Source organism: Paenibacillus xylanilyticus (assembly GCF_009664365.1).
Taxonomy (GTDB): domain Bacteria; phylum Bacillota; class Bacilli; order Paenibacillales; family Paenibacillaceae; genus Paenibacillus; species Paenibacillus xylanilyticus_A.
In genome coordinates, this window is record NZ_CP044310.1 from 2,195,701 (window position 1) to 2,215,345 (window position 19,645).

At 46.0% G+C, this 19,645-nt stretch carries 21 protein-coding genes and 1 other RNA gene; 15 read left to right on the plus strand and 7 right to left on the minus strand.

Annotated elements, in window-relative coordinates; genetic code table 11:
• Positions 1-118 precede the first annotated feature (118 nt).
• The 3 genes from F4V51_RS10030 (at position 119) to F4V51_RS10040 (ending at position 1,750) form a co-directional block, all read left to right on the plus strand.
• The gene (locus F4V51_RS10030; protein WP_095288015.1) at positions 119-928 is read left to right on the plus strand and encodes a YesL family protein; all 810 of its coding nucleotides are present in this window, start codon (positions 119-121) and stop codon (positions 926-928) included.
• A gap of 51 nt (positions 929-979) precedes the next feature.
• Positions 980-1,172, plus strand: a non-coding RNA gene (ssrS, locus tag F4V51_RS10035) — 6S RNA.
• A gap of 185 nt (positions 1,173-1,357) precedes the next feature.
• Positions 1,358-1,750, plus strand: a complete 393-nt coding sequence (locus tag F4V51_RS10040) for a DUF1499 domain-containing protein (protein WP_095288014.1) — start codon at positions 1,358-1,360, stop codon at positions 1,748-1,750.
• A gap of 73 nt (positions 1,751-1,823) precedes the next feature.
• Here the strand turns inward: F4V51_RS10040 and tpx are convergent, their stop codons facing one another.
• The gene (gene tpx, locus F4V51_RS10045; protein ID WP_095288013.1) at positions 1,824-2,342 is read right to left on the minus strand and encodes a thiol peroxidase; all 519 of its coding nucleotides are present in this window, start codon (positions 2,340-2,342) and stop codon (positions 1,824-1,826) included.
• A gap of 146 nt (positions 2,343-2,488) precedes the next feature.
• On the opposite strand from tpx, the gene F4V51_RS10050 reads away from it, so the two are divergent.
• Both F4V51_RS10050 and F4V51_RS10055 read left to right on the plus strand, forming a co-directional pair.
• Positions 2,489-3,118, plus strand: a complete 630-nt coding sequence (locus F4V51_RS10050; protein ID WP_153977854.1) for a rhomboid family intramembrane serine protease — start codon at positions 2,489-2,491, stop codon at positions 3,116-3,118.
• Positions 3,119-3,197: 79 nt separating this feature from the next.
• Positions 3,198-4,109, plus strand: a complete 912-nt coding sequence (locus F4V51_RS10055; RefSeq protein ID WP_095288011.1) for a glutamate biosynthesis transcriptional regulator GltC — start codon at positions 3,198-3,200, stop codon at positions 4,107-4,109.
• 40 nt (positions 4,110-4,149) lie between these two features.
• Here F4V51_RS10055 and F4V51_RS10060 read toward each other — a convergent pair whose 3' ends face one another.
• Positions 4,150-4,830 (minus strand): zinc metallopeptidase, encoded by a 681-nt coding sequence (locus tag F4V51_RS10060; protein ID WP_153977855.1) that lies wholly within the window; start codon positions 4,828-4,830, stop codon positions 4,150-4,152.
• Positions 4,831-4,858: 28 nt separating this feature from the next.
• Positions 4,859-5,287 carry a MerR family transcriptional regulator gene (locus tag F4V51_RS10065; RefSeq protein ID WP_095288009.1) on the minus strand — a complete coding sequence of 143 codons (429 nt, stop codon included), beginning with the start codon at positions 5,285-5,287 and terminating at the stop codon, positions 4,859-4,861.
• Positions 5,288-5,642: 355 nt separating this feature from the next.
• Here F4V51_RS10065 and F4V51_RS10070 point away from each other — a divergent pair, with 355 nt between their 5' ends.
• The 3 genes from F4V51_RS10070 to F4V51_RS10080 are packed head-to-tail and all read left to right on the plus strand — an operon-like array spanning position 5,643 to position 8,908.
• A complete protein-coding gene (locus F4V51_RS10070; protein WP_095288008.1) occupies positions 5,643-7,046 on the plus strand; it encodes an ammonium transporter in 1,404 nt (467 codons plus the stop codon).
• A 42-nt stretch (positions 7,047-7,088) separates the two neighbouring features.
• Entirely contained in the window at positions 7,089-8,174 is a 1,086-nt protein-coding gene (locus F4V51_RS10075) for a DUF294 nucleotidyltransferase-like domain-containing protein (protein ID WP_153980639.1), read from the plus strand.
• The gene (locus F4V51_RS10080) at positions 8,171-8,908 is read left to right on the plus strand and encodes an exonuclease domain-containing protein (RefSeq protein WP_153977856.1); all 738 of its coding nucleotides are present in this window, start codon (positions 8,171-8,173) and stop codon (positions 8,906-8,908) included. The genes F4V51_RS10075 and F4V51_RS10080 overlap by 4 nt, the downstream gene beginning before the upstream one ends.
• Here the strand turns inward: F4V51_RS10080 and F4V51_RS10085 are convergent.
• Entirely contained in the window at positions 8,894-9,382 is a 489-nt protein-coding gene (locus tag F4V51_RS10085) for a M67 family metallopeptidase (RefSeq protein ID WP_153977857.1), read from the minus strand. The genes F4V51_RS10080 and F4V51_RS10085 overlap by 15 nt on opposite strands.
• A 242-nt stretch (positions 9,383-9,624) precedes the next feature.
• On the opposite strand from F4V51_RS10085, the gene F4V51_RS10090 reads away from it, so the two are divergent.
• Positions 9,625-10,173 (plus strand): TlpA family protein disulfide reductase, encoded by a 549-nt coding sequence (locus F4V51_RS10090; RefSeq protein WP_153977858.1) that lies wholly within the window; start codon positions 9,625-9,627, stop codon positions 10,171-10,173.
• A 74-nt stretch (positions 10,174-10,247) separates the two neighbouring features.
• On the opposite strand, the gene cimA is transcribed toward F4V51_RS10090, so the two are convergent.
• Positions 10,248-11,867 carry a citramalate synthase gene (cimA, locus tag F4V51_RS10095; protein ID WP_153977859.1) on the minus strand — a complete coding sequence of 540 codons (1,620 nt, stop codon included), beginning with the start codon at positions 11,865-11,867 and terminating at the stop codon, positions 10,248-10,250.
• Between the two features lie 515 nt (positions 11,868-12,382).
• Between cimA and F4V51_RS10100 the strand changes: the two genes are divergently transcribed.
• The 3 genes from F4V51_RS10100 (at position 12,383) to F4V51_RS10110 (ending at position 15,719) form a co-directional block, all read left to right on the plus strand.
• A complete protein-coding gene (locus F4V51_RS10100) occupies positions 12,383-13,684 on the plus strand; it encodes a DNA polymerase IV (protein ID WP_153977860.1) in 1,302 nt (433 codons plus the stop codon).
• Positions 13,685-13,802: 118 nt separating this feature from the next.
• Positions 13,803-14,045 carry a ferredoxin gene (locus F4V51_RS10105; protein ID WP_062322102.1) on the plus strand — a complete coding sequence of 81 codons (243 nt, stop codon included), beginning with the start codon at positions 13,803-13,805 and terminating at the stop codon, positions 14,043-14,045.
• A gap of 231 nt (positions 14,046-14,276) precedes the next feature.
• Positions 14,277-15,719 (plus strand): L,D-transpeptidase family protein, encoded by a 1,443-nt coding sequence (locus tag F4V51_RS10110; protein ID WP_153977861.1) that lies wholly within the window; start codon positions 14,277-14,279, stop codon positions 15,717-15,719.
• A gap of 78 nt (positions 15,720-15,797) precedes the next feature.
• On the opposite strand, the gene F4V51_RS28820 is transcribed toward F4V51_RS10110, so the two are convergent.
• Complete coding sequence (locus F4V51_RS28820) at positions 15,798-15,935, minus strand: hypothetical protein (RefSeq protein WP_164764163.1); 138 nt, start codon at positions 15,933-15,935, stop codon at positions 15,798-15,800.
• 270 nt (positions 15,936-16,205) lie between these two features.
• Between F4V51_RS28820 and F4V51_RS10115 the strand changes: the two genes are divergently transcribed.
• The 3 genes from F4V51_RS10115 to F4V51_RS10125 all read left to right on the plus strand — a co-directional run bounded on the left by F4V51_RS10115 (position 16,206) and on the right by F4V51_RS10125 (position 18,746).
• Entirely contained in the window at positions 16,206-17,303 is a 1,098-nt protein-coding gene (locus F4V51_RS10115) for a quinone-dependent dihydroorotate dehydrogenase (RefSeq protein ID WP_153980640.1), read from the plus strand.
• Between the two features lie 140 nt (positions 17,304-17,443).
• Positions 17,444-18,259, plus strand: a complete 816-nt coding sequence (locus tag F4V51_RS10120; protein ID WP_095288001.1) for a GTP diphosphokinase — start codon at positions 17,444-17,446, stop codon at positions 18,257-18,259.
• A complete protein-coding gene (locus F4V51_RS10125) occupies positions 18,246-18,746 on the plus strand; it encodes a DUF309 domain-containing protein (RefSeq protein ID WP_153977862.1) in 501 nt (166 codons plus the stop codon). Before F4V51_RS10120 ends, F4V51_RS10125 begins: the two co-directional genes overlap by 14 nt.
• A gap of 169 nt (positions 18,747-18,915) precedes the next feature.
• On the opposite strand, the gene F4V51_RS10130 is transcribed toward F4V51_RS10125, so the two are convergent.
• A complete protein-coding gene (locus F4V51_RS10130; protein ID WP_153977863.1) occupies positions 18,916-19,461 on the minus strand; it encodes a thioredoxin family protein in 546 nt (181 codons plus the stop codon).
• Positions 19,462-19,645: the final 184 nt, after the last annotated feature.

Genomic DNA, 19,645 nt, shown 5'->3' on the forward strand with positions numbered 1-19,645 from the left:
CTTAAACAAGTAGGGTTGCTGATCTGTTTTCGGGAAGTACTGGCTTTTCCTATCAATAATAAGGTATATTAATATTAGACTTCAGGTTATACGCAAGGCTGCGGAGGAGGAGAAATGTTTGGAATTTAAAGGAGCTATGGGTGGGATCTATCGGCTTACAGAGTGGATTACGAGACTGGCCGCAACCAATCTGTTGTGGGCTATTTGTTCGTCTCCGTTCTTGTTTTTCTTGATTATGAAACTGCTCGTTATGCAGCAGAACCTCGCAAATGAATCATTGCAAATGAACTGGGCTATAGCTATTGTGGCACCGCTTACACTATTTCCGGCAACATCGGCCCTGTTTACGGTCGTTCGTAAATGGAATATGGGTGACACGGATGTGCCGATCTTCCGTACATTCTTTGTAGGCTACAAAGAGAACTACAAACAAAGCTTAATCGGAGGTATATTTTATACGGTGCTGTTTGCCATCATGTATCTGGATTACACGGTATACATGACACAGTTCCGCAATATGCAGCTAGTGGGAATTATCATGCTTGTGCTGCTGTTGCTATTGTTTGTATCCTTGTTTAACTTTTTTTCGATGGTTGTACACTATCATATGTCAATCGGACTCATTATTAAGAATGCAGTACTCTTGACTCTGATCAGACCGTTTCGTGTGTTCTCCACATTGCTCGGAAGCGGACTATTGTTTTACATTGGATTCCGGTATCCGGTATTGTTTGTCTTCTTTATTATCAGTATCATTGCCTGGTTTGCATTCTTTAACTTCTACGCAACCTTCATGAAAATGCAGGAGCAGATGGAGAAAATGCAGCAGAAGAAGGAAGAGGAAGAAGCGGCGCAAAATGATGATGGAGTAGATAAAATCGGTGATCTTGAAGCCTCTGACGTGAAAAACGAAAATCTGCAAAAATAAAACATGAGGCGTCACCATTTACTTTTTATGCGGTTAGGGATATAATAACTGTACATCCTGCGATGTACGTTTCGGTTATTCGTTGTTTTGAACCAATGATGATGTCTTCGGGAGATCTACACAGAATGTTGCTGAAACGCCCTGTCTATACGACATGGGGACTTCAAATAATACATTATTGCGGTCACCCACCTGCTAAGCAGGTTCATAAGACAATGTAGCCGGACGGCATGGCGGGTTCCTATTTTACAAGTACAGCACCCTGACTCTTTCCTCTAATCCAGGAAGCTCAGGGTGTTTTTTATTTGAACTTTTATATTTTGACCAGTGTATTTGCGTTAAAAGCGCGGTACGCCCTTTTGTTACTACCTGAACAATGTTACACTAGAATACATAAATGGAACGGTTACATTCAAAGGAGGAAGGGTCTTGACCTTAAAGAGAACGCTCGTCGGTATCATCCGCAGTATGGAGGGGACCAGCGATCGAGCCAAGGATCCCAAATTAAAAACACGGTATTATAATTTATCCAAAGAAAGAGCCTGGGAAGAGGTTTCTTCAACATTGAAAAAGATTCCGGGTTATAAGGTGCTTCACGAGGTTCCTTCGGTCGGAGAGATTATTCTGGAGAAACGCACGACGTTTGGGCGGACCATGGATATTACGGTTTCAGTTATTTCGGTAAGTCCGGTTCGAAGTGCAGTAGATATGTATTCAGCTTCACGTGGTTCGCTTGGAGATCTGGGTTCCAATTATCGAACGATCATGAATCTGTTTTCTGTGCTCGATAAGAAGCTCGCCAAATATAAGGCAAACGATTGAAATAGATGGATGGTAACACAAAAAGCGAGAGAAGGTGAACCTTCCTCGCTTTTGTTCTGAACGTGGAGTCCTTTTACAGCAAAGCTTTTACTGCGGCGATGGCTTGCTCGAAGTTAGGGGATTCTGTCATCTCAGGCAGATATTCCACATATGTAATCCGGTCTTCGGTATCCACTACGAAGATGGAACGCATGTCCAATTGGAATTCCTTGATCAGAACACCGTAGTTTTCGCCGAAAGAGCGTGTTTTGTAATCGGACAATGTTACAACGCGGTCTACACCGGCAGCTCCGCACCAGCGTTCCTGTGCAAATGGAAGGTCAACGCTTACCGTCAAAACGACAACATTGTCGCCAAGGTCTCCGGCTTCAACGTTGAAGCGGCGAGTTTGGGCATCGCATACTCCAGTATCCAGTGAAGGAACGACGCTGATTAGTTTGATTTTGCCTGCGAAGTCTTTCAGGGATGCATCTTCAAGCAGATTTTTGCTCAATGTAAAATCGGGAGCTTGATCGCCCACTTTCAATTCGGGTCCGATCAATGTAATAGGGTTGCCTTTGAATGTGGCTGCGCCTGTGCGTTCTTGTGCCATAATAATGTTCCTCCTTAAATTGGTGATCCGTGCCAAAATCCATTATAATCTTTTATGAAAGGCATTGTCCAATTCGGGCGTGCAATTATGATAATGAATGCCAAGTGAAGGAAGATCTGAACAGGGTGGAGTGAAAGGGAAAACGTATGATATTTATTCGGTATGAAAATTGGAGAAGTTATTTGAAATTTTTCCCGCTGACGTCAATTTTGTTGGTTGCCAATGTCGTGATGTTTATAATACTTGCTGCCAATGGTGGATCGACGAATACGATGACATTGCTGAGATTTGGTGCTTTGACGAACCACGAGCTTTTCTCGGGAGAATGGTGGAGATATTTTTCGTCCATTTTTCTTCATGCGGGTTTTAGTCATCTGCTGTTTAACAGCTTTGCGCTGGTTGTATTCGCACCTCCGATGGAGCGCTTGCTCGGATCGGTAAGATATGGCTTATTATATCTGGGCAGCGGGGTTTTGGGTAACGTTTTGGCGCTTGCCTGGTATAACTCTGCAGGAGAAACAACCATCTCTGTAGGTGCATCAGGAGCCATTTACGGGATTTATGGTGCGTTTCTGTATGTTGCTCTGTTCCAGCGGACGATGATGGATGAAGCATCACGCAAAACGTTGTATACACTGCTTGCATTCGGTATTATTTTCTCATTTGCCATGTCGGGCATCAACTGGATGGCTCATTTGGGTGGATTGTTGGGTGGATTCTTTATTTACGGACTTCTTATCCGATTGTGGCGGCCGAGGAAATTCAGAAAGCAATAAACACGTATGGGTGTAATGATCTGAGGACGGAATGAAGGCAGGTCTAAGAAGGGTATAGCAGAATGGAGATGTCAGGCGAGTGGAATTAAGACAGTTGCATTACTTTTTGAAAGTGGCACAGAAGGAGCATGTGACCCAAGCAGCCGAAGAGCTGCATGTCGCACAGTCAGCAGTGAGTCGTCAGATTCATCAGCTGGAAGAAGAGCTGGGTGTTGACCTCTTCATGCAAAAGGGGAGGAATCTGCAGTTGACGGCAGTAGGTCAGCTCTTCTGCAAGCGTGTTGAAGGGATTTTAAAGGATCTGGACAAAGCAGTCGGGGAAGTTCATGAGTTTTTGGATCCGGAACATGGTGAAATTCGTATTGGTTTTCCTCATAGTCTGGGTATCCATCTGATTCCTTCGGTCGTGGCCGCATTTCGTCAGCGTTATCCCAATGTCAAATTCAGATTTAAGCAGGGCATGTTCCCGACGCTCATTCGTGACGTGCTGTCTGCTGAGGTGGATCTGGCTTTCATATCACCTTTTCCGGAAAAGCATGATCAGGTCGCAGGTGATATCGTGCTAACCGAAGAATTACATGCCATTCTTCCTCCGAATCACCCGCTTGCAGGAGAAGAGGAAATTGCACTTGAACAGCTCAAAGATGATAAATTTGTACTGTTCAGCAAAGGGTATTCATTGCGCCCGATCGTTTGGCATGCCTGCCTGGAAGCAGGATTTACGCCGAAAATTGCTTTTGAAGGTGAAGAGACGGACACCATCCGCGGGTTGGTTGCAGCGGGCATGGGAGTGAGTCTGCTGCCGGAAATGGCACTTTTCCAGACCAATCCACTGCAACCGGCACATGTTGCCATTTCTCATCCCAAAGTAACGCGGACCATTGGGTTAATCCATCGGGCGGATGACAAATTGCCACTTGTAGCACAGTCATTTCGTTCGTTTTTACTTAACTACTTCGGTTTACAGCAAAACAATACCCCATCCGAGTAAACGGTGGGGTATTGTTTTTTTTGTTTCTATATATGTTCGATTAGTCGCGACTGTTGAAAATTCCGATGTAACGGATCAATTCAAGCAGGGAGATCAGTGCAGCGGCCACATAGGTTAACGCTGCGGCGTTCAGAACCTTGGCAACACCTTTTTCTTCTTCATTGCGAATGTAACCTTCAGAAACCATGATTTCACGAGCTCGATTGCTGGCATTGAACTCTACGGGCAACGTGATGAGCTGGAACGCAACGGTAACGGAGAAGAAGATGATACCGAGACCAACAAGGTTCATGGCGTTGAAGATAAAACCGGCAATCAACAGAAAAGGTGCAAGTCCAGATGCGAAGTTTACAATCGGGAAGATCCGGTGGCGAAGAGCCAGCATCGGATAGCTTTCCTTGTGCTGTATGGCATGGCCGACCTCGTGACAGGCTACGGAAACAGCTGATATTGAATTTTCATAATATACAGGTTCGGACAATCGTACAACCCGGTTTATCGGATCGTAGTGATCGGAGAGGGCCCCGCGCACGGGTTCAATTGGAACGTCGTGCAGACCATTAGCATCCAGCATATGACGAGCTGCATCATACCCAGTCATGCCGTTCAGGTTTTGGACTCCCGACCAACGGTTGAATGTACTCTTAACGCGAAATTGCGCCCACAAGGAGAGCAAGAAGGCGATAATGATCAAAACGAACATACCGTTATTAAAACTCATATTCATTCCTCCGCTTTCTAATAATAAGCTACATCATGGTGTTCTCAAGCAAGATTTTCAAGGCTTCCATCGTACCGGCACTTTTCGTGAGTAGGCCTGCCATCATCTTACGTGCTTGTACAGGTTTCATCTCGCCAAGCAGCGGTTTGAGTTCATTGACCTCTCGCTCAAGTTGTTGAACATGGAGTTCAAGAGTTGTCAGTTTGCTGGCAACCTGCTCTTCTGTGCTAACCAGACTCCACTTCTCAAGAGATTGCTTAATCTCGTCGAGACTATATTTCTCTTGTTTCATCTGTACAATACGTTCAAGTCTGGTTAAAGTTTCATTACTATATAGACGATAGTTTTTTTCTGTCCGCTCTTCAGGAGCGATCAAACCAAGCTTCGTGTAGTAATCAATCGTCCGTTCACTTACACCAGCGGTCTTGGCAAGTTCGCCAATCCGAAACAGTTTCATATCCCCAATGGTATTCACCTCGCTTGCAAGTTCTAATGTAGGGAATTGTAGATTCCACTTGCGGCTTTACAGACTCCGCCCCATTCTTTTCTTACTATATAGTTATGATACATGATCTTTAACCATACAGTCAAACGTTATGCTTTTATTGTGAATGAGGCATGTTTCTATGTCTATGTGCTCATGGGACATGAATATGTACTTAAGTGCAAGAAAAAGACGCATGACTTTATTCCCAGAAATATTTTTCTGATTTGATTAAAATACTCTTGTCAACTTTCCTGTCTTCTGCTTATAATGACATTAAGAGTTTCACGATATGTGAAGAAACTTAACATAAGAGGGAGTGGGGTACATGAGAAAGAAATGGTTGGTTGCGGTGTTATTAATGCTTACGTTACTGGCTTTCCCAGTCAGCGCATTCGCTTCTGCGGAGGGGCCGACGAACATTGAACTTCAAACGGGTTTGAACTCAGCCTTTACGTTTTTGGCTGTAGTGCTGGTTTTCTTGATGCAAGGGGGATTTGCTTTATTGGAAGCAGGTTCAACACGAATGAAGAATGCAGGACATATTGCGGGTAAAACGATCCTGACATTGGGTATTTCGGTTATTGCCTTCTGGGCTCTGGGCTTCGGTCTTGGCTTCGGTAACGGGAACAGCTTTTTTGGAACAACAGGATTTTTCCTGAGTGGTGACCAAATGGCTGCATCCTTCGAATCACTGGCCTTCTCCGATGTTCCACTTACCATTAAATTTGTATTCCACCTCGCTTTTGCGGCAGTATCTCTGGCCATCGCCTGCGGTGGTATGGCTGAACGTGCAAAAATGAGCGTATATATTGTTTTCGGAACACTTTATACCATTATCATGTATCCGGTTGTTGCTCACTGGGTATGGGGCGGCGGCTGGCTCGCAGAGCTGGGTATGCAAGACTTCGCAGGTTCAACCGTAGTTCACTTGACAGGTGCAACAGCTGCATTGGTAGCTACGATCCTGTTGAAACCACGTATCGGTAAATACAACAAAGACGGAAAACCTAACATCATTCCGGGTCACAACCAAGTTTACTCTGTTCTCGGTGTTATCATTCTCTGGATCGGTTGGTTCGGATTCAACCCAGGTAGCACATTGTCTGCGATGGGCGATGGATTCTTCGGTTATGTTGCATTGACTACAAACGTTGCAGCTGCAGCGGGTGGTGTTGCGGCACTGTTGATCTCTTGGGCAGTTCTTGGTAAATCCGATATTCCTAGCATGCTGAACGGTGTGCTTGCAGCACTCGTTGCGATTACAGGTGCTTGTGCCTTTGTAGAACCTTGGGCAGCTCTGGTTATCGGTGCTTTGGCAGGTATTATCACATTCTTCACGGCTCAATTCTTCGATCGCAAAGGAATTGACGATCCAATCTACGCGTTCTCCGTTCATGGTATCGCTGGTATGTGGGGAGCGATTTCCACAGGATTGTTCGCAACTCCGGAGCTTGCTGAAAGTGTAGGTGTAGGTCAAGCAGGTCTGTTCTACGGCGGTGGATTCCATCAGCTGGGAGTTCAACTTTTGGGTCTGGTAGGTGCATTCGCCTTCGTACTGGTTGTTTCCTTCATTATCCTTGGCGGAATGAAAGCCATCATGGGTATTCGTGTAACTGAAGAAGAGGAAACCATGGGTCTGGATCTTAGTGAGCACGGTACTTATGGGTACCCTGAGCAAATGAAAAGTATTGAAGGTAAAACGAGTGGTGGCGGTACGTTCAGCTCCTAAGGTGAATGATGACTGAATCACGCTTCAAGGAGGCAGGACATGATGGAACCTATCCCGTTTATAAACCATTCTTGGTCCTATCAAGGGATCGATGGTGCTGCTTCAACCGAGGAGCTGCGCCAGGCACGTGTAGTACTGCAGAATGAGCTCCAGGAATTGTTGTCCGCTTCCTTGTCGCCAATCGAGTGGTACCAAACGGTAAATGAACTGCATGACCGAATATACCGGAAAGCAGTAGAGTTATGCATCCAGGGGATGGTAGAGGAAGGCTTCGGCCGGCCTCCCGTCCCCTATGCCTTTATCGTTTTTGGCAGTTCGGGCAGGGAAGAAGCTACATTATGGAGTGATCAGGACAATGGCATGATCATCAGCGATAACCCGCATGAGGGAAAAGAGGAATATTTTGCCGAACTCGGGCGACGAATGGCTGATATGCTTGAAGAGCTAGGCTATGCCAAATGTGAAGGAAAAGTGATGTGTTCAGAGCCGTTATGGCGCAAAACACTGGAATCTTGGAAGGAACAGCTTCGGATGTGGAGGTCGGATCTGGCGTGGGAACCTGTGCGCAATTTGATCATTGCTTCGGATATGCGTTTTGTGGCAGGGGAGAAAGGACTGGCAGATGAATGGATTGCTGCCTTCTATGATGGATTCAGAGCCGTTCCCGAGCTGTCTGATGCTGTCCTTCGCAATACGGTTAAACACAAGGCAACCCTGAATATTCTCGGTCAGGTGGTCACAGAAAGGTTTGGAGAACATGCTGGCGGATTCGACGTCAAGTATGGACTATATATTCCACTGGTAAACAGTGCGCGTTTCCTGGCACTCCAGCATGGGATTAAGGAAACATCTACGCTCAAGCGCATACAGAGATTGGTGTCCCTTGAAGCGGTTCCCCTTACACTGCTTGATGCGGCAGGGCGAGCTTTTATGATAGCACTGAAGTTTAGACGCAGTACACCAGTCGTCATTAGAGGTGGGCTGCAGCAGAGCAGTGGTTTTCTGGATGAGAAACAAATGAAGCAAAAACAGATGCATTATGAATTGCGGGATACATTAGGACAGGTGCGACGTGTGCATCGCGCACTGCAAAGACAACTTCGTTTTGCAGAAAGGAGACGTCCATGAGAGAGCCGGCAAGGGGCAATACTGGATTTTGGAATTCGCTGCGTCAGGGAGGGGTTCCTTCTGCCATCGCTTCCATAATGGGGGCCCCAACGGCGCAACACATGGCGTTCATTCGCTCAATGATGAGGGAGCAGCGCAGACCGGAAGTTCTGCATACGCCGCTGAATGAATTGGATGCGGTTGTATTCGATCTGGAGACGACAGGCTTTTCGCCGCAGCATGGAGACGAGATTCTCTCATTTGGCGCTGTGCGCATCAGTGGTGGTGTAGTACTGGAAGGAGAACAGTTCTATACACTCGTTCAATCCAAAGCTGCAATACCAGAACACATTACCGAACTTACAGGCATCACACAGCAGATGTGCGTCGATGCACCTACTTTGCTGGAGGGCCTGCATGATTTTATGTCTTTTGTTGGCGGCAGTGTACTGGTTGCACATGCAAGTGCGCATGATCGGGCATTTCTGAATGCTGCTCTGTGGCGTACCTCCAAAGTGAGGCTGAGCCATCGGCTGATCGACACCATGATGCTGGCTCGCTGGCTGGAGCCGGGAAGACCGGGCTATGGTCTCGATGAACTGCTGGAATCAAGGGGCATACCGATATACGGACGTCATCATGCATTGGAAGATGCCAAGATGACCGCGCAGCTATGGTCCTGTTATTTGGAGGATATGACTCATAAAAATGTAGAAACACTGGGTGACTTGTATACCCATTTAAGTCATGCGTAGTTGTGCTGGCTGAAGTTCATAGCACTTTTGCCCATTTGACTTATTTGGGTCTTTCACGTTGTACAGGATCTCATAACCATTCAGATGCATACAAGGTTCAGACTTGCTTGTCAGAGCGGGTGTGCCGATCAGATACACCTTGATCAATTCGGCGTAAGCTGGAAGTGACATGAGGTCCTGATGGGACGGTATGGGACTGGTCTTCGGATGTGAGTGGAAGATACCAACGAGCTTTGGCTCGTTGAATAAGCAACGAATCCATTCCGCCTCATCCAGGCTGAAGTGATGCAGCGGGTTAGGCGCAACGTTGCGAATTGGCTGAAACCGACTGATTCGTATGCCGCCCGCTGCAGCTTCACCCAGCACAACCCCGCAGGCTTCCTGTGGCAGCGAATTGTACATGTGTTTCGACATTTCTTCCTCTACGGAAGAAGGAATGAAGATCGTGTTTTGCTGTCCGTGAAGTGCTGCCATTTTGTATTCACCCCTCTCTCTTTGGCTCCTGCTTAGGCAGGGGTCCTTTTTTTTGTTTGAATTTGTATGATCCCTGATTGTAAAATTTTAAAGGAAAAGGGTACAATATTAAAGAGAGTATTTTACAACATGTAATAAGACATCACCCATGTGCAAACGAATCAAGTGGTTAGGGCCACTTGCGGTGAGTGACGGTAATAAAGTCATACCGAAATGCTGATTCTACAAGAAGGTGGCTGGACATGAAACGAAACATATACATACTGCTTGGTGTTGTATTGCTCATTGGGGTTGCACTGGCTCAAAATGCGGATAGCGGGATCGCTGCCGTGTTCAAGCAAGAAGAGCCGCTCCCAACCGAAACAGGACCGAGAGCGGGATTACTGGCCCCAGGGTTCTCTCTTAAAGGCATGGATGGAAAAACATATTCCGCAGGAGGAGCGAAGGAAAAGGCTGTATTTGTCAGCTTCTGGGCTTCCTGGTGTGAACCCTGCAAGGAGGAAGCGCCAGCGCTTAATACCTTGGCTGCTAAATATAAAGATGAAATGGATATGTATGGAGTCAATGTAACCCCTTACGATAAGCTGAAAGATGCTAAAGCTTTTGTGGAGGAATACAAACTGACGTTCCCTATTTTGCTCGATGAGGACGGGGAAGCCTATGCCAAGTATAATGGTGTCGCTTTTCCTACAAATGTGCTGATTGACAAGAATGGGGTGATCCAGGAAGTCATACTCGGCATTTTGCCCGAGAAGGAATTGGAGCGTAAAATCAAGAAAGTCATCAACTAGTAAGTCAGATAAAAAGCGCCTGTCCCCATTGATTTTGGAGACAGGCGCTTCGTTTATTTTCCGGGAAATAAGCGTTAATGGTTACTTAATCCATGCATGGCTGTGTGGACAACATTCGGCTCGTCCTGTAACTTTTCCTGAAGCAGGGCATAACGGAAACTGTGAACAAGGGCTTCCCAGCTGGCTTCAATGACGTTTTCGGAAACGCCAACCGTATTCCATGTATTCTCTGTATTTTTGGATTCGATTAATACACGTACTTTGGCTGCCGTGGCATCCTTCTCATCAAGTACACGAACTTTATAGTCAGAGAGATGCATGTTAGCAAGCGAAGGGAAATACTGGACAAGTGCTTTCCGAAGAGCGTTATCGAGAGCATTCACCGGACCATTACCCTCTGCAGCAGTATAAACGCTTGTTCCAGCAACATTGAGCTTAACAAATGCTTCGGAAACAACGGATTTGTCGGCTGCTTTTTCCACGAGCATTTTGAAGGATTCAAATGTGAACAGTTCCTTCATATCTCCGTTTGCTTCGCGAATGAGCAGCTCGAGGGAAGCATCCGCACCTTCAAACTGATAACCTTGATGCTCCAAATCTTTGATTTTTTCAATGATCTGACGTGAATTGGCGCTGCTTGGATCGAACTCCAGTCCGAGTTCCTGTGCCTTGGAGACGATGTTGCTCTGTCCAGCCAGCTCTGAAACGAGTACACGCTGTTTGTTCCCGACAAGTTCAGGTACGATATGTTCGTAAGTACGGGAATCACGCAGGATAGCAGAGACGTGAATACCGCCCTTATGAGCGAAGGCTGCATTACCGACATAAGGCTGATTGATCGGCATGTTCACATTGGCAATCTCGCTAACATAGCGGGCTACGTTAGTAAGCTGTTTCATCGAATCTTCGGACACGCATTCATATCCAAGCTTGAGCTGTAGGTTCGGAATAATGGAAGCCAGATTGGCATTGCCGCAACGTTCTCCATAACCGTTCATCGTACCTTGAACCTGTCTGGCACCGGCTTGTACAGCACTAAGCGTATTAGCGACAGCCAGTTCACAGTCATTATGTGTATGAATTCCGAGATGAGCATGAGGGAGACTTCCAGAGAGTCTGGATACAATCTCGTATACTTCATGCGGCATGGTTCCGCCGTTGGTATCACACATCACGAGCCAGTCTGCACCGGCTTCATGAGCTTTTGTTAACACAGCTTGAGCATACTCCGGGTTATGTTTGAATCCATCGAAGAAGTGCTCGGCATCGAAAATAACTTCCATTCCATTTTGCTTCAAATAAGCAATGGAATCATAGATCATGGATAGATTCTCTTCCAAAGTGGTTTGCAAGGCGGTATGGACGTGGAAATCCCACGATTTACCGACCAATGTTGCTGCTTGTGCACCGGATTCGATCATCCGTTTCAAATTGGCGTCTTCGCTGGCGATGCTTCCTTTGCGACGTGTACTGCCAAAAGCAACGACCTTGGCATTGAGATGTAATTCTTTTACTCTTTTGAAAAACTCAATGTCCTTGGTGTTGCTGCCGGGAATTCCGCCTTCAATATAATGAGCACCTAGGTCGTCGAGTTTCTTGGCAATTTTGAGCTTGTCATCTGCCGATAAACTGACACCCTCCCCTTGTGTGCCGTCACGTAAAGTCGTATCGAAGATGGAAATGGCCTTTGACATGAAGATCCTCCTTTGAGATAAAGCGCTTTTTAAAAAGTTAAATGTTGTGTTGGAAAAGTATTCAAATAGTTAGCATGTAAATCCTTCGGTTCTGCAACGCTACACTGTGTTAAACTCCATGCGTTGATTTGTCCTAAAGTCGCGAATTTGTATAATTAATTATTATAGCACCATTATGGCCAAATGCTACACAGAAATCGCAGTTTCGTGTAACAAATTTTTTGTTTCTCCATGATCACGTAAGAATGATATCGAAATGTATGTTATATTGAATTTTGACTGGTAAATGGGATTTATGGAAAATAGGAGGGGTATAAATGAATTTTGTATGGGAAAATACAATTATTTTCTTGATTGCTTTAGTCCTTTTTGCAAGTGTAGGGTGGCTAATTATTCGATCGTTCATCCGATCCATTCGGAAATAAAACGTAACTGATTTTACATAACGAACTTGATATAATAGGGTTAATAGATATTTAAGCTTCATTAACTAGAGTACGAAAGGGCGGAGGTACATGTCTGGGGATGGAACCCGTCACACGAATGTGGATCGATATTACCCTGCCGCCGGAAGGGTAATTTTGCATGTCGACATGAACGCATTTTATTGCTCGGTGCATGAAGCCGAAGAGCCGGAACTATACAGAGGTAAAGCAACAGCTGTTGCAGGCAGCAGTGAAGTAAGAAAAGGTGTTATCGTAACGTGTTCATATACGGCTCGAAGAAAAGGCATTTCAACAGGCATGGTTGTGCATCAGGCGATGAAAAAATGTCCGGAATTAATCGTAATTCGTCCTGATTTTCACCTATATCGACAATATTCAAGAGCATTTATGAAAATAGCCTACAGTTATACACCGCTGCTGGAGGCAACCTCAATAGATGAATGTTATCTGGATATCACAGGCTCTAAACAGTTCGGCACACCCATGGAAATTGCGGAGAGCATCCAGCAACGAATACGGGAAGAACTGGGACTTCCATGTTCCATCGGCATTGCACCCAACAAGCTGCTGGCAAAGATGGCTTCCGATCTGAAGAAACCTAACGGTATTTCCATCTTGCGAATGAGGGATGTACCTCAGATTCTCTGGCATAGACCCTGCAATGAGTTGTTCGGTATTGGCAAAAAGACGGCTGAAAAACTGAAAAAGCTGGGCATCGAAACCATAGGACAGCTTGCAAAATCAGATGAACGGATGCTGACGGATGTATTCGGAATTAACGGTACCTGGTTGAAGAATTCAGCCAATGGCATCAATCATTCGATTGTTCAGCCAGAGCGGGAAGCGAACAAATCCATTGGGCATACAACAACATTACCAGCGGACATTACCGAAATGGACGACGTACACCGGGTACTGCTCAACATTAGTGATCAAGTGGCCAGGCGTTTGCGCAAGCACGAGATGCTGAGTCAGGGGATTCAGATTACAATCCGAACACCAGATATGAAAACGATCACCCGTTCACGGATGATGGAAGTTCCTACGGAGGATGCAACGATAATCTACCGAGAAGCCTGTGCTTTATTTGCCAAGCACTGGAATGGTGGGAAGCCTGTACGCATGCTGGGAGTTACCCTTCAGAATTTGATTCCACGTGAGGAATCAGTTGTACAGCTGGATCTGTTTGAATACGAACAGAAGCCGAAAAAGGAGAATCTGATTCGCATTATGGACCAGCTGCGTGACAAATTTGGAGAGAATGCTGTTGTAACAGCGGGCATGCTTGGGGATGATCCATCCGTTTTGCTCCGTAATCACAAGGTGAGGGGCACGTCTCTGCAAAAAGATAACTTGCAAAGTCTTGATTAAATAGGGCATAATATACTCTTGATGTTGTCAAAATAATTTGAAATTACTTTTACTTTGGTTTAATATGTTTTTTAGATAAAAACACTGTACGTTTCGAATTTTAGGAGGAGAGATTGTAATGAGTAAGTACACTTGGGTTGAAAAAGACACATGTATTGCATGTGGTGCTTGCGGAGCAACGGCGCCTGACATCTATGACTATGATGATGAAGGTTTGGCAGAAGTAATTTTTGATGGCGACGCTAACCAAGGAATCAAGGCTATCCCGGACGACCTGTTCGATGATATGCAAGATGCTTGTGATGGCTGCCCAACAGATTCCATCAAAGTAGCGGATGAACCTTTTAACAAAGAAGGCTAATTATACACCATATAACCAGGAAGAAGCACATTCCTCTGTCTTAGGCAGTGGGACGTGCTTTTTTTAGTGTCTAGAGATTCATGTTGACAAGGGTTTTATAGTTTACCAGGTTGTGATATTTTGTCGAATGCTTTGCGTTTCATCCGGGTACTCAAGTCCTATGGATTTCATTCCGTCCTCTGCCGATATAAAAGATAGTAATGGAAAAAGAGAAATCAAGCGGAGGATCGGATGCAGAATACTCACCTAAGAACATATGTTAAGAAACATCCTGATAATAAAATGGCCTGGTATTTGCTCGGTAAGGAGTATGTACGTGAAGGTCAGGAAGGCAAGGCCAACTATTGTTTTCAGCAAGCGGGCGAAGTTTACGAAGCATTTGAACGGAGTAAGGCTCCTGCAGACATATGGGTGGATTATCAAAACAAGCTGGTGGAGATGGGAGAACAGAAGGAGAAGAAACAGCGCATTCGCAAAATGTGGCTGACCCTGTTGATGCTTCTTGTGTTAGCTCTGGTACCGCCTGCAGATGCTCCAGGATTCAATCGTGATGCAGCTGAAGCGTTGGCCTCGGCTTTGGAAACCGGGGATGATGACTGGGCGGATGGCCCAATCTCTGATGATCGTGAAGCTGTTTCAGCTCCTACCACCAATTCGAATGTTTTTACAGCTGCGAGATTCGGAGGGAACCATCAGGGAGAAACTGCGCTCGCTGCTGCATGGTCTGGTGCGGGATCCAAGGTGGAAACATCGGCTGTTCTGGGCATGCAGACTTCTGACGATTGGGCGTTATGGAAACGGAACATGCCGGTAAAATATATTGTGCAAACCAATAGCAGTGGCAGATTAACAGCCCAAAGTTATGATGCCGACCAGTGCAACTGCGAACCGCCGGAAGTTTCAAAAGACATCAAGCCGCTTGCACAAGCGTGGACAGCCAAACAAGAAGCAGCCGCATCGTTGTCCAGTGCAATCCATACATACTACAAGCAAAACAAAACCTGGCCCAAAAACGTAAGTCAGCTTGCGCAGCCTTTTCCAAACAATATATTGGGTGAGACGGCACCGGGGATGAAAGACATGTTTCCGGCAATACTTGCGATGCAGCAGCAAGGAAAGAAAGAGGCAGGTCAGGAACAAGCAGGTCAGGAACAAGCCGGGCAATCACCTGCTCCGCAAGCGGGTGGTCCATTTGCAGACACGCTTGGAGGGGAACTCTTTTTACAGGATCCATTGGAGATCGTAGTCGATAAAAGCAACCACAGACTTGCATTGATTAGCGGTAATACCATTATTCGCAATTATGAGGTCGGGTTAGGGGGAGGGCGAACACCAGAAGGCAGTTTTGTCATTACGGACAAAGTCGTGAATCCAAATGGTCGCTCTGATGGAGAATTTGGGACAAGAGGCATGCAGCTGTCGGATACGAATTATGCCATCCATGGGACCAACGAGCCTGACAGTATTGGGCTGGATGAGTCCCTTGGATGTGTGAGAATGAGTACTGGGGATGTGGAGGAACTGTTTGCACTCGCACCTCAGGGCACCCCTGTACGCATTGGAACGAATCTGCTGCCAGAGACCATCCTTGTACCGGAAGCGAAGGATCGCTATCAGCATACGCTTGTTCCCAAACAAAACAATCCAAACAAGACATATCATTGGCTGAACTAATCGATTCCTGCAATCTGTTACGATGGCGTGTACCCCAGCTGAAACATTATGTACTGGACTGGCAGTCGGTTTGACCGTTTACATATTGGCGATAATGATGAGTGCGCCGATAATAATGATCAATCCGATGACGCTGGCCGCTGTCCAAGCAATGGCTTTCCGATTGACTTCTTCTTTCTTTTGCTGCAAAGCAGGCGGTTTACGTTTGGGAGCCATGGGTTGTCCCTCCTTCGTTCATTGGTACTGGTATATCGTTGCCATGCTCCCATTGTAAAGAATTCACCTCGTCATTTCCAGTATGCGGGATTATTTCTTCCATAAGGTTTAAAGTGGCTTGCAGACTTGGCTAAAATGAGGATGTCTATGCGCAAACTACTTTCCTTTTGATGAAGAAACGGATAGACTTGTGTGTAGAGTGTTTTTTTACATATGAAAAAGACGGGAAAGCATATTTACGGCGTACCGGACGAGAACGGAGTGAGTGATTTGTTATATAGAAGTCTTGCTAAACCCTTGTTGTTCAAAATGGACCCTGAACAGGCCCATCATCTAATTATTGGCGGCCTTAGCGGCATGGGCAGTATTCGTCCGGTGCCTTCCGGCTTGCGGGTGATGTATGGCGTGCGTGAAACGGAAGATCTGGCTGTCGACATGTTCGGCTGTCATTTCCCTACCCCAGTGGGCCTTGCAGCAGGCCTGGACAAAAACGGACAGGCCGTAACGGGTTTCTCATCCATTGGATTCGGGTTCATGGAAGTCGGCACCGTAACACCGCTGGCGCAGCCAGGCAATGATCAGCCGCGTCTGTTCCGTCTGCCTCCAGATGAAGCTTTGGTGAACCGGATGGGGTTCAACAACCTTGGAGCGGAAGCCATGGCAGGTGAATTGGCACGTCTGAAGGAACGTCGTATTCCCGTTGCAGTCAACATCGGCAAAAACAAGGCTACACCTAATGAAGAAGCACACCTGGATTATGAAAAATGTATTCGGGCGCTGTACGATTATGCAGATTTGTTCGTCGTGAATATCAGTTCACCAAATACACCGGATCTGCGTAACCTGCAACATGGGAATGAATTGAAGGAACTGCTTGCAGCAGTGATGAGTGAAATGGAAGCACAACGCACAAAAGCAGGCGGATCGGTCAAATCGGTTCTGGTCAAAATCGCACCGGATGTCAACGACCAGGAGCTTGAATATATGGTCAGCACGATTGCGGATAGCGGCGTTGCCGGCATCATTGCCACCAACACGACGGTTAATCGGGATGGTCTGTCCCATCAGCATGCCAAGGAAACCGGTGGACTTAGCGGTAAACCGCTTCGGGATCGTTCCACGGAGGTTATTCGGCGCATCTATCGTCAAACCGAAGGGAAGCTTCCGATTATCGGTTCCGGAGGTATTTTTACAAGCGAAGATGCATACGAAAAAATTAAAGCCGGTGCAAGTCTGGTGGAAATATACACAGCTCTGATTTATGAAGGACCTGAAGTGAATCGGCGTATCCATGCCGGATTGCGTGAGTTATTGCGCAAAGACGGCTATCGTCATATCTCTGAAGCTGTCGGTGCAGAGCACAGATAAGAACATAAAGGATAAGAAATTCCCCGGAGCGAAAATATAGAAGCTTGGAAGAGGGGATTGCGTACGGGACTCTTCCCCCCGCTGAACATCATGTATAATAAACTAGAACAGGGGACGCTATAGAGACAGGAGGCATAAGCATGGACGGTAGAGACTGGGGTACATTTTTACTTCCTTATGAACAAGCGGTAGAGGAATTGAAAGTCAAATTCAAGACAATGCGAGCGGAACTGAAGAAACGGGAAGAATACGCCCCGATTGAATTCGTTACCGGTCGTGTCAAAAAAATATCCAGCATTCTGGAGAAATCCAGACGTCTGAATGTGCCACTAGATCAGGTAGAGACGGGAATTGAGGATATTGCGGGAATTCGTATTATGTGTCAATTCGTGGATGATATTCGAAGAGTGGCGGAGTACATCCGCGCACGTAAGGATTTAACGGTATTGATTGAGAAAGATTATATTACGAACTTCAAAGAGAGCGGTTATCGAAGCTTCCATATGATTATTGAATATCCTGTTCAGACGGCTCTGGGACAGAAGAAAGTGCTGGCCGAGATTCAGATCCGGACGCTGGCCATGAACTTCTGGGCTACGATTGAGCACTCGCTGAGCTATAAATATCGTGAAAGTCTGCCGGATGATATGCGGGCAAGGCTGAAGAAAACGGCAGAAGCCGCTTTTGTATTGGATAATGAAATGTCAGCTATCCGGCTGCAGATCCTCGAAGCACAGAAGGAGTTTGAAGATGATTCAAACATCGTCTCCAAGACACTGTCCATCATACATCAGTTGTATTTCTACCATCTCGTCAATGAGGCCATTGAGGCTCAGAAGCGCTTTAACGACTGTTGGGAGCGTCATGACATGGAAGCACTTAAAGATTTGTTGGATGATGTGAAGGCTCTTCTGAATTCGGCTAGGAAGGGTGAAAATCCCGATGAGCAGCTATGAGCCGCTGTATATTGATTATTTGATCTATTTTAACCGTGATCAGGACTACTTCGAATGCCATGAGGTATTGGAAGAGTTATGGCTGGAACAGGATCGGGACCCTTTCTATAAAGGCATGCTGCAGATTGCAGTTGGCTTATATCATTTCAGAAACAAAAACCTTCGTGGAGGCCGGATGATGTTGCAGAGTTCGGTCGAACTGCTGGAGCATTATCCTGCTCGTACAAAAGGGATTGAACTCGGAGAATTGGTCGAGGAAGTGAAGGAACTGGCCAGCGGACTAGCAGGTCCTGAATCGCAGCATTTTCCATACAGGGATCTGACCATACGGATCTGGGATGAGACACTGACTAGTGCATTTCAAGAACGATCTAGGGAACTGAAACCCAACATTCCACAGCGTCGCAGCCCGACACGGGGACGCATCTATGAAGAGAAAATGAAAGCCATGCAGCAGGCGAACAATTTCGGCGAAAATCAGAATTAGTATAGATGGCATGATGCATATTGTATATAACATAAATCACCCCGGCTAAACCTTGGATAAGGATTGGCCGGGGTGATTTTTTGGTCTGCGTTTATTGGCTATGAAGCTCTGAGTAAAAAGGGAAGAGCAGCTTGAATTGAGATGTTAATTTATAGTCAATGATTATATCTTAGCTTGCCGAAGCAGCAGAGCTGCCTTTGTACTTGTCAAAAAATTGTCTGTAGTCATCCAGCGTATAACCGTTCTCACTACCGTTCTCCTGAAGTCCGCCAACCATGCGATCCTTCTCTACGCCATCTTGATAATAAACCAGCGTAGGTGTAAATTCGATATTATAATCTGTCCAGCCTGAATCGAACTCACGCAGATTGAATTGTGGCAGCTCAATACCTACTTCGTCTACAAGCGGCATCAACTGTGGTGTCGTGGCCCGGCAATGGGAGCAGTCGGAGGCAAAGAAATAAACGAAAAAGCTTTCCTTATTGTCAATTTTGGATTTAAGATCATCCGGCAGAATAATCTGTTGATAGTTAGGGTCATCGAGCAATTCGCGTGTAGCTGGATTAAGCTTGGAAGCTGCAATACCATAAGCATTCTCCACAGCGTCCATTTGTTTCTTGGATTGTTGGTTTACGACGACAAGCGCTGCGATTAGGACCACGAATATACCCAGGAAAATCAGGATTGAGGCACTTTTCTTTTTCTTCGATTTCATTGGACATCCCCCATCGATCATATCAAAATATAGTTTTGGCAAAAATAAAGGTTGGGATAATATACATAAACACCCGTTTTTTGCACGAGAATCAACCTACTTGTCATTATACAACATTACACGCTGTAGTGGAATATGCAGTGAATCAATAGGAAAGCTGCACCGGGATATGATAACATAGAAC